The organism is Streptomyces thermoalcalitolerans, assembly GCF_039525155.1.
Classification (GTDB): domain Bacteria; phylum Actinomycetota; class Actinomycetes; order Streptomycetales; family Streptomycetaceae; genus Streptomyces; species Streptomyces thermovulgaris.
Genome location: NZ_BAAAHG010000005.1, coordinates 173,687 through 181,617 on the forward strand (window position 1 = coordinate 173,687; position 7,931 = coordinate 181,617).

Annotated in this window: 5 protein-coding genes; 2 read left to right on the forward strand and 3 right to left on the reverse strand. The window is 72.4% G+C overall.

The features are described 5' to 3' along the window. Nucleotides 1–196 precede the first annotated feature (196 nt). Nucleotides 197–505, forward strand: a complete 309-nt coding sequence (gene groES / locus ABD224_RS05715) for a co-chaperone GroES (protein ID WP_067397107.1) — start codon at nt 197–199, stop codon at nt 503–505. 113 nt (nt 506–618) lie between these two features. After that, nucleotides 619–2,244 carry a chaperonin GroEL gene (gene groL, locus ABD224_RS05720; protein ID WP_344047441.1) on the forward strand — a complete coding sequence of 542 codons (1,626 nt, stop codon included), beginning with the start codon at nt 619–621 and terminating at the stop codon, nt 2,242–2,244. A gap of 139 nt (nt 2,245–2,383) precedes the next feature. Here groL and ABD224_RS05725 read toward each other — a convergent pair whose 3' ends face one another. From ABD224_RS05725 to pglZ, 3 genes are all read right to left on the reverse strand, one after another. Beyond that, nucleotides 2,384–4,546: a DEAD/DEAH box helicase gene (locus ABD224_RS05725; RefSeq protein WP_344047443.1), complete on the reverse strand. Its 2,163-nt coding sequence runs from the start codon at nt 4,544–4,546 to the stop codon at nt 2,384–2,386. Further along, nucleotides 4,543–5,901, reverse strand: coding sequence for a BREX system ATP-binding protein BrxD (brxD, locus tag ABD224_RS05730; protein WP_344047445.1), 1,359 nt, complete (start codon nt 5,899–5,901; stop codon nt 4,543–4,545). Before brxD ends, ABD224_RS05725 begins: the two co-directional genes overlap by 4 nt. Then, nucleotides 5,901–7,931, reverse strand: a 2,031-nt coding sequence (gene pglZ, locus ABD224_RS05735; RefSeq protein ID WP_344047447.1) for a BREX-2 system phosphatase PglZ, incomplete at its 5' end; no start/stop codon positions are given. The genes pglZ and brxD, both read right to left, overlap by 1 nt.

Below are 7,931 nucleotides of genomic sequence, written 5' to 3' on the forward strand. Positions count from 1 at the left end.
CCCGCCGACGCGCCGCGAGGCAATTGGCACTCAGCTTGACCGAGTGCTAATCGCGGTCATAGTCTCGGTGCTGGCACTCCCCCCTGGAGAGTGCCAATAAAGCGACGGGCAGGTCCGGCACCCGCGACGACGGATCGACCTGGTCGCCACCTCAGACAGTCAACCCCGTGAGATCTCCGAAGGGGGAGGTCGGATCGTGACGACCACCAGCTCCAAGGTTGCCATCAAGCCGCTCGAGGACCGCATTGTGGTCCAGCCGCTGGACGCGGAGCAGACCACGGCTTCTGGCCTGGTCATCCCGGACACCGCCAAGGAGAAGCCCCAGGAGGGCGTCGTGCTGGCCGTGGGCCCGGGCCGCTTCGAGGACGGCAACCGTCTCCCGCTCGACGTGAAGGTCGGCGATGTCGTGCTCTACAGCAAGTACGGCGGCACCGAGGTGAAGTACAACAACGAGGAGTACCTCGTTCTCTCGGCTCGCGACGTGCTCGCGATCATCGAGAAGTAAGCCACCTCAGCACCCTGCTGTGAGCTGCGCCCCTGGCCCCGCGACCGATCACAGGCCGGGCGTCCGGGGCGCAGTTGTTCTCCGCTCAGATTTCCGAGAGGGCTCCCGCTGCCATGGCGAAGATCCTGAAGTTCGACGAGGACGCCCGTCGCGCCCTCGAGCGCGGCGTCAACAAGCTGGCCGACACGGTCAAGGTGACGATCGGTCCCAAGGGCCGCAACGTTGTCATCGACAAGAAGTTCGGCGCCCCCACCATCACCAACGACGGCGTCACCATCGCCCGCGAGGTCGAGATCGAGGACCCGTACGAGAACCTCGGCGCCCAGCTGGTGAAGGAGGTGGCGACCAAGACCAACGACATCGCCGGTGACGGCACCACCACCGCCACCGTGCTCGCCCAGGCGCTGGTGCGCGAGGGTCTGAAGAACGTCGCCGCCGGTGCCTCCCCGGCCGCCCTGAAGAAGGGCATCGACGCCGCCGTCAAGGCCGTCTCCGACGACCTGCACGCCTCGGCGCGTCCGATCGACGAGAAGTCCGACATCGCCGCCGTGGCCGCGCTGTCCGCCCAGGACCAGCAGGTCGGTGAGCTCATCGCCGAGGCGATGGACAAGGTCGGCAAGGACGGTGTCATCACCGTCGAGGAGTCCAACACCTTCGGTCTGGAGCTGGACTTCACCGAGGGCATGGCCTTCGACAAGGGCTACCTGTCGCCGTACTTCGTGACGGACCAGGAGCGCATGGAGGCCGTCCTCGACGACCCGTACATCCTGATCCACCAGGGCAAGATCTCCGCGATCGCGGACCTGCTGCCGCTGCTCGAGAAGATCATCCAGGCCAACTCCTCCAAGCCTCTGCTGGTCATCGCCGAGGACGTCGAGGGCGAGGCCCTGTCCACCCTGGTCGTCAACAAGATCCGCGGCACCTTCAACGCCGTCGCCGTCAAGGCCCCCGGCTTCGGCGACCGCCGCAAGGCGATGCTGCAGGACATGGCGGTCCTCACCGGCGCCACCGTGGTCTCCGAGGAGGTCGGCCTCAAGCTCGACCAGGTCGGCCTGGACGTCCTCGGCACCGCCCGCCGTGTCACCGTCACCAAGGACGACACCACGATCGTCGACGGTGCCGGCAAGAAGGAGGACGTGGAGGCCCGCGTCGCGCAGATCAAGGCCGAGATCGAGCAGACCGACTCCGACTGGGACCGCGAGAAGCTCCAGGAGCGCCTCGCGAAGCTGGCCGGCGGCGTGTGCGTGATCAAGGTCGGCGCCGCCACCGAGGTGGAACTGAAGGAGAAGAAGCACCGTCTGGAGGACGCCATCTCCGCGACCCGCGCCGCGGTCGAGGAGGGCATCGTCTCCGGTGGTGGCTCCGCGCTCGTCCACGCCTCCAAGGTCCTGGAGGACAACCTCGGCAAGACCGGCGACGAGGCCACCGGTGTCGCGGTCGTCCGCAACGCCCTCGTCGAGCCGCTGCGCTGGATCGCGGAGAACGCGGGCCTGGAGGGCTACGTCATCGTCTCCAAGGTCAAGGAGCTGGAGAAGGGCAACGGCTACAACGCCGCCACCGGCGAGTACGGCGACCTGATCAAGGCCGGCGTCATCGACCCGGTCAAGGTCACCCGCTCCGCCCTGGAGAACGCCGCCTCCATCGCCTCCCTCCTGCTGACGACCGAGACCCTGGTCGTCGAGAAGAAGGAGGAGGAGAAGGCCGCCGCGGCGGGCCACGGCCACGGCCACGCCCACTGAGCGCCTCACCGGCCTGACCTCTCCGGTGCCCGGCACCCCTTCGGGGGCGCCGGGCACCGGTGCGTTCCCGCCCCGTTGATTGCTCCTCTTGCCCGGGCCGAAGCGGGAGCGTGCGCGGTTTCCCGGACCCTTGGGCCCCTTACGGCCGGACCACGAACCGTACGTCCTCCGCCAGCACCGCCCGTGCGCCCGCCTCGTCCGCCAGCCGGGCCGCCAGGGTGGCCTCCGCCAGCCGCTCGGGCAGGGCCTCGGCGAACTTCAGGCCGCGTACGGCGCGGATGTCGACCTCGGGCAGGGTGAGGCCGGCCCGCGCATCGGCCAGCGCCGCCCGCCAGGCCTGTGGCGTGAGATCGTCGCGCAGTGCGATGAACCGGTCGTCCACGCGCCGGTGCGGGATCGTGACCGGGGAGAGCGAGGCCGCCAGAGTGGCGTTCGCCCGGTGCCCCGCCCAGGTCCACCAGCGCACGTCCCCGTCACCGTCCCGGATGATGAGCGTGCCGCCCGGGTGGACGACGTCCAGGTGTGCCTCCCGCGCCATGGCGAGCCGCGCCATGGCCCGCCGGGTGAGGGCCACCGGCGGATCACTGCCGAGCAGCACGTCACGAGCGGCCCGGGTCAGGGCCCGGGAGCGGACGCGCTCCGGCCCGAATCCGCTCCACTTGGCACGCCCGCCCTCGTCCGTCGGCTCCACGAAACAGCGCCGGCGTCGCCAGTCGATGTAGGTGACCAGCCAACTGCGGCCTGCCAGCAGCAGCTTGCGGGGCCCTTCCACCTCCTCGGTGAGCAGGTCGGGGTCCGTGCGGCCGATTTCCGTGCGCCCGCTGAGGACGGTGAATTCCGGAGGCGCGGTGAACGAGGCCGTGAGGTCCATGAAATGCCGCTGTCCAAAGCGGCGTTCGGCCTCCGGACCGATGAACAGCGTGCCGCCGTCCCGCTCCAGGTAGCCCTGCTCGACGAGATGCCGTACGACCGGTTCCGCCGCCGTCCCGAACGGGTTCAGGCCGCCCCACCACTCCTGCCACAGGTTCTCGCCGACGCGGCGCTCCTGCAGGCACAGGGCGAGGATCTGCTGGGCGACGAGATGGCGGGGGTCGGGCGGAGGGACCACCGGTTCGACCCAGCCGCGCGACCACGCCAGCAGCAGGGACGCGGCCGACAGCAGTCCGGCGTCGTCCAGGGCAAGAAAGAGGCAGTTGCGCGTGGTGCCGGGGCGTCGTCCGGTGCGCCCCAGGCGTTGCAGGAACGAGGCCACCGTCGGGGGAGCGTCGATCTGGATCACCCGGTCCAGGTCGCCCACGTCGATGCCGAGTTCCAGGGTGCTGGTGGAGACGATCACACAGTCCCGGGCCTCGGCGAAGGCCGCCTCGGCACGCCGCCGTTCGTCGGCGGACAGCGAGGCGTGGGAGAGGAACGTGGTCACGCCGCGCAGCCTGAGCTGTTCGCCCAGTTCCTCGACGGTGCGTCGGCTCTCGCAGAACACCAGGCGTTTCTCGCCCCGGTGCAGTGCGGCGATCACGGTGGCGGCGTTGGCGACGGAGCCGACGTAGTCCAGTTCCACGTCTCCCGGCGGCGGGGTCACGGGCCTACCCTCCGGCAGGGACACCGACGGGTCGCCGGAGTCCGGCTCGGGCAGCGTCACGCCGGGCGCGACGACCCGTCCCGGTCGCCGGCCGCGGCCCGACCCCTGCAACCAGTCCAGGAGCTGGCGCGGATTGCCGACGGTGGCCGACAGCCCGATGCGCTGCACCGGCCGCCCGACGACCTTCTGCAGGCGCTCCAGCACGGCGAGCAGATGCCAGCCGCGGTCGTCGCCGGCGAAGGCGTGCACCTCGTCGACGATCACGCTGTGCAGTCCGGAGAAGAACGCCCGGTGGTCCACGTTCACACTGACGAGCATCGCCTCCAGCGACTCGGGCGTGGTGAGCAGCAGATCCGGGCGCTGGGCGAGGATGCGGCGGCGCCGGGTGGCGGTGACGTCCCCGTGCCACAGCTCGGCGGTGCGTCCCACCCAGCCCGTGTACGTCTCCAGCCGCGGATGCAGGTTGTTCAGCAGCGCCTTCAGCGGGGTGACATAGAGGATGCTGGTGCCCTTCCAGCCCTGCCGCTGTGCCCGCGTCAGCAACGGGAGGACGGCGGCCTCGGTCTTGCCGCCGGCGGTCGGCGCGAGCAGTACGGCGTCCTGCCCGGCGAGCACCGGCTCCATCGCCTCCTGCTGCAGGGGCCGCAGGGAACGCCAGCCGAGCGAGTTGACGATGTGGTGGACGAGGATCGGGTCGAGGAGGTCCAGCGCGTCGGCGCTCACGGCAGGTCCAGCTCCACATCACCGGCGCTCGCCGCCGCGTTGCGCTCCACCTCGTCGAGTTCGGCGCTGTTGACCGTGAGCGTGTAGTGGACCCGGGGGTCGAAGTCGTCGAACGTGTCGATCCGGTCGAGGACGTCGGCGACCAGCTTGCGCAGGTACAGGCGGGGCGCGATACCGGCCTTGCCGCCGAGCGAGCCCGTCACCGCCCGCGCCAGCTCGTCGAGGTAGGCGTCGTCGGCCCGCGCGGTGATCCGCTCGGGGTTCCGGGCCGTTGCCGTGTACACCCCGCGCACCTTGCGGCCGAGTTCGCCGAGAGAGGCCAGGGTGAAGCCGGGAAGGCGCAGTTGGACGGCGCGCGGGGAGTCGAAGCGCGGGTCGGTGGTGAAGTCGGTGGCCAGTCGCTGCGCCAGCGGCGCGAGCCGCTGCACGCCCTGCTGGCCGTCGTAGAAAGCGGGGGTGCCGGTGATGATCAGGAAGAGTCCCGGGAACCGGCCGGCGTCGATCTCGTCGAGGAGCTGCCGCAGTGCGTTCAGCGACTTCTCCCGTACATCGCTGCGCACCCGCTGAAGCGTCTCCACCTCGTCGAGCACCAGGAGCAGCCCGGGGTGCCCGCAGTCCCGCAGCACGGTCAGCAGTCCCTGCAGGAAGCCGAGGGCGCCAAAGTGGTCGAGGTCGCCGCGCACTCCGGCCGCGCGCTTGGCGGCGGCGGCCACGGACCTCTGCCCGCCGAGCCAGGCGATCAGCGCCTCGGCGCGCGCTCCGTCGCCGGCCGCCACCGCGTCGCGGTAGCCGCGCAGTGCCGCGGAGAAGGCGGGCGTGGTGCGGGCGACGTCCGCGAGCCGCCGCTCCAGCAGCTCGTCCACGGCCCGGCCGAGCCCTTGCTCGTCGTCCTCCTCGGCCTCCCCGGCGGCGAGGACCTCCTCCTCCAGTGCGTAGAACCAGGAGTCGACGACGGCCCGCAGGGCGGACGGCGGGTGGGTGGCGGTGGTCAGCCGTTCGGCCAGGCGCCGGTAGACGGTTTCCAGGCGGTGCAGCGGGGTCTCGGTCTCGGAGATCTGCACCTCGCTGACGGCCAGTCCGCGACGCTTGGCCCGCTCGGCGAGCCAGCGGGCGAAGAACGTCTTGCCGGAGCCGTACTCACCGCGCAGCGCGTGGAAGGCGGAGCCGCCGCGGGCGACGGTGTCCAGGTCGTCGTCCAGGGCGTCCGCGAACCGGTCGAGACCCACGGCGAACAGCCCGAGTCCCTGCTGCGGCACGGTGCCGCGGCGCAGTGCGTCGACGACGTCCCGGGCCCGCGCGGCGCTGATGCCGGGTGCCCCGGAGCCGCCCGGGGCGGGTGCGGCGGTGGTGCTCATCAGGTGGTGCCTCCGGTGAACTGCTGCCGCAGCAGCTCCTTGTCCAGGTGGACCGTGCGCCCGGACTCCGTCAGCTGGAGCACCGGGTAGCCGTCGATGTTCAGCAGCCGCTCCAGCACGGTGACGAACCGCTCCGGGTTGCGCTGCGACTTGCCGGTGGCGGCCTGTGCGGCGGCGGCGACCGCGGCCGGGGACAGCTTGCCGCCGGCTGCGAGCAGCGCGTCGAGAGCGGCGGCCACGGCCGTGTCGCTGGGCGGCAGCCGCACGAAGCCGCGCTGGGTCCGGTACGGCGCGCTGCGCACCGTCTGCTCGCCGAGGCTGCCGTGACCGGGCTGCGGGAACAGGCTCTCGGTCTGGGGTGCCGGTTTCCTGCCCCGGCCGCGGGCCGCCGGTTCGGGCGCCTGCGGGGGCACGGGGTCCGCTTCGGCGCGCCACCACGTGGGAACGGTGTCCTCGGCGGGCAGCACCGTCCATCCCGTGGGGATGGGGCTGCCGGAGGGGACGAAGGCGAGGACGGGCACGGTGACCTCCGCGAGGGAGGCGCCGCCGTGGTAGCCGGCCTGCCGGGAGGTGTAGCGCAGATCGTCGCGCCAGGCGGCGGTGATCCGCCCGCCGGCCGCCCGGACCCGGGGCCCGGCGAGCTCGACCTCGCCCGGCCCGGCCGTGCCGGTCCGCCAGCGGGCGCCCTGGACCCCCTCGGCCGCCGCGGGCCCCGCATCGTGCGGAGTGCGGTCCAGGACGTGCCCGTGGTCGGACACGAGCAGGACCGGCCGTCCGGCGTTGCGGGCCGCGTCGAGCAGGTCGGCCAGTCTGGCGATGTCCTCGATGCCCCACCGGGCCCGTCCGCTCTCCCGGCCGTCCGCGAGCGCGTCGTCGATGGTGTTCACCACGACCCCGACGACCCGCTCCTCGTGGGCGAGTTCCTCCAGCAGGGCGGGAGCCAGCCGGTGCCCGGCCGTGCCCTCGTAACCGCCCTTGTGGAAGAGGACCGCTTCCCGTCTGCGCTTCTTCCAGAAGGCCGTGAATCCGGCGCGTTCCACGTCCTGCCCGCCGTCGGCCGCCGTGCCGCTGAGCAGCGAGGCCCGGCTGATGCATGTGATCGTCGGCAGCATGGCGACGGCGGCGAGACGTCCGGGCGGCCGCCCGCCGGAGTGGGCCGGAACCGGAACGATCTCCGTCCAGACCCGCCGGTCGAGCCCGGCCGCGAGGTCCACGGCGACATCGGCGCTCATCCCGTCCAGCACGACCACGAGCGGTCGCCGCCCGCCGTCCCTGGCGAGCGGTGCGGCGGCCTCCGCGAGGACGTCCTCGATCAGCAGCGCCCCTCCCGGCGCCTGCTGGGAGGCAGCTTCCGTCCAGGTGGCCAGCACGGACGCGAACTGTTCGTCGAGCTGCTGCCGCCGGGCGCGCACACGGCCGATGAGCCGGTGGTACGCCTCTCCGAGCACACTGTCCCGCGAGGCGTCGCCCTCGGCGAGGACGCCGGTCGCCAGATCCACCCACCCGGTGGACGCAAGATGATGCCGCACCCCCTGACCCACCGAGTCCAGGACGGGCGCCGGGGCGTCGAGCCAGCGCAGCAGACGTACGGCGGTGCGGGCACGCTCGGTGGAGTCGCCGTACAGACCGGCCAGCTGATGGTCCCCCAGCTCGCGCAGGGCGGCCTGGGCGGCGGCCGGTCTCCCGTCGAGCGCGGCGCCCAGCGCCCGCAGCCGCGCCCGGTACCCGGAGGGCAGCAGCCGGTCCCCGGTGAGCAGTCCGCTCAGCCGTGCATGGTCGGCGAGCTGGTCGGCGCGTTCCAGTACGGCCAGCACGCGGGCGCGTGCGTCGGCACCGGCGGGACCACCGGCTTCCGCCTGTGCGATCCACCGGGTGAGCACACCGGTGGCGGCAGCCGCGTAGGGCGCGAGCGCGTCGAACGAGCCGCGCGCGCTGCCGAACAGCGTGCCGAGCGCGAACCCGGCGTCGGCGGCGGCCGGGCAGCCCAGCGCCGCCGCGGCGAGCGCGCCGAGCGGCAGGGCGCTCGGCTC

Bases quoted from the DNA above. Each gene is read 5' to 3' on its own strand.
- groL (WP_344047441.1), top strand. From the start codon at position 619: ATGGCGAAGATCCTGAAGTTCGACGAGGACGCCCGTCGCGCCCTCGAG.
- brxD (WP_344047445.1), bottom strand. From the start codon at position 5,901: ATGAGCACCACCGCCGCACCCGCCCCGGGCGGCTCCGGGGCACCCGGC.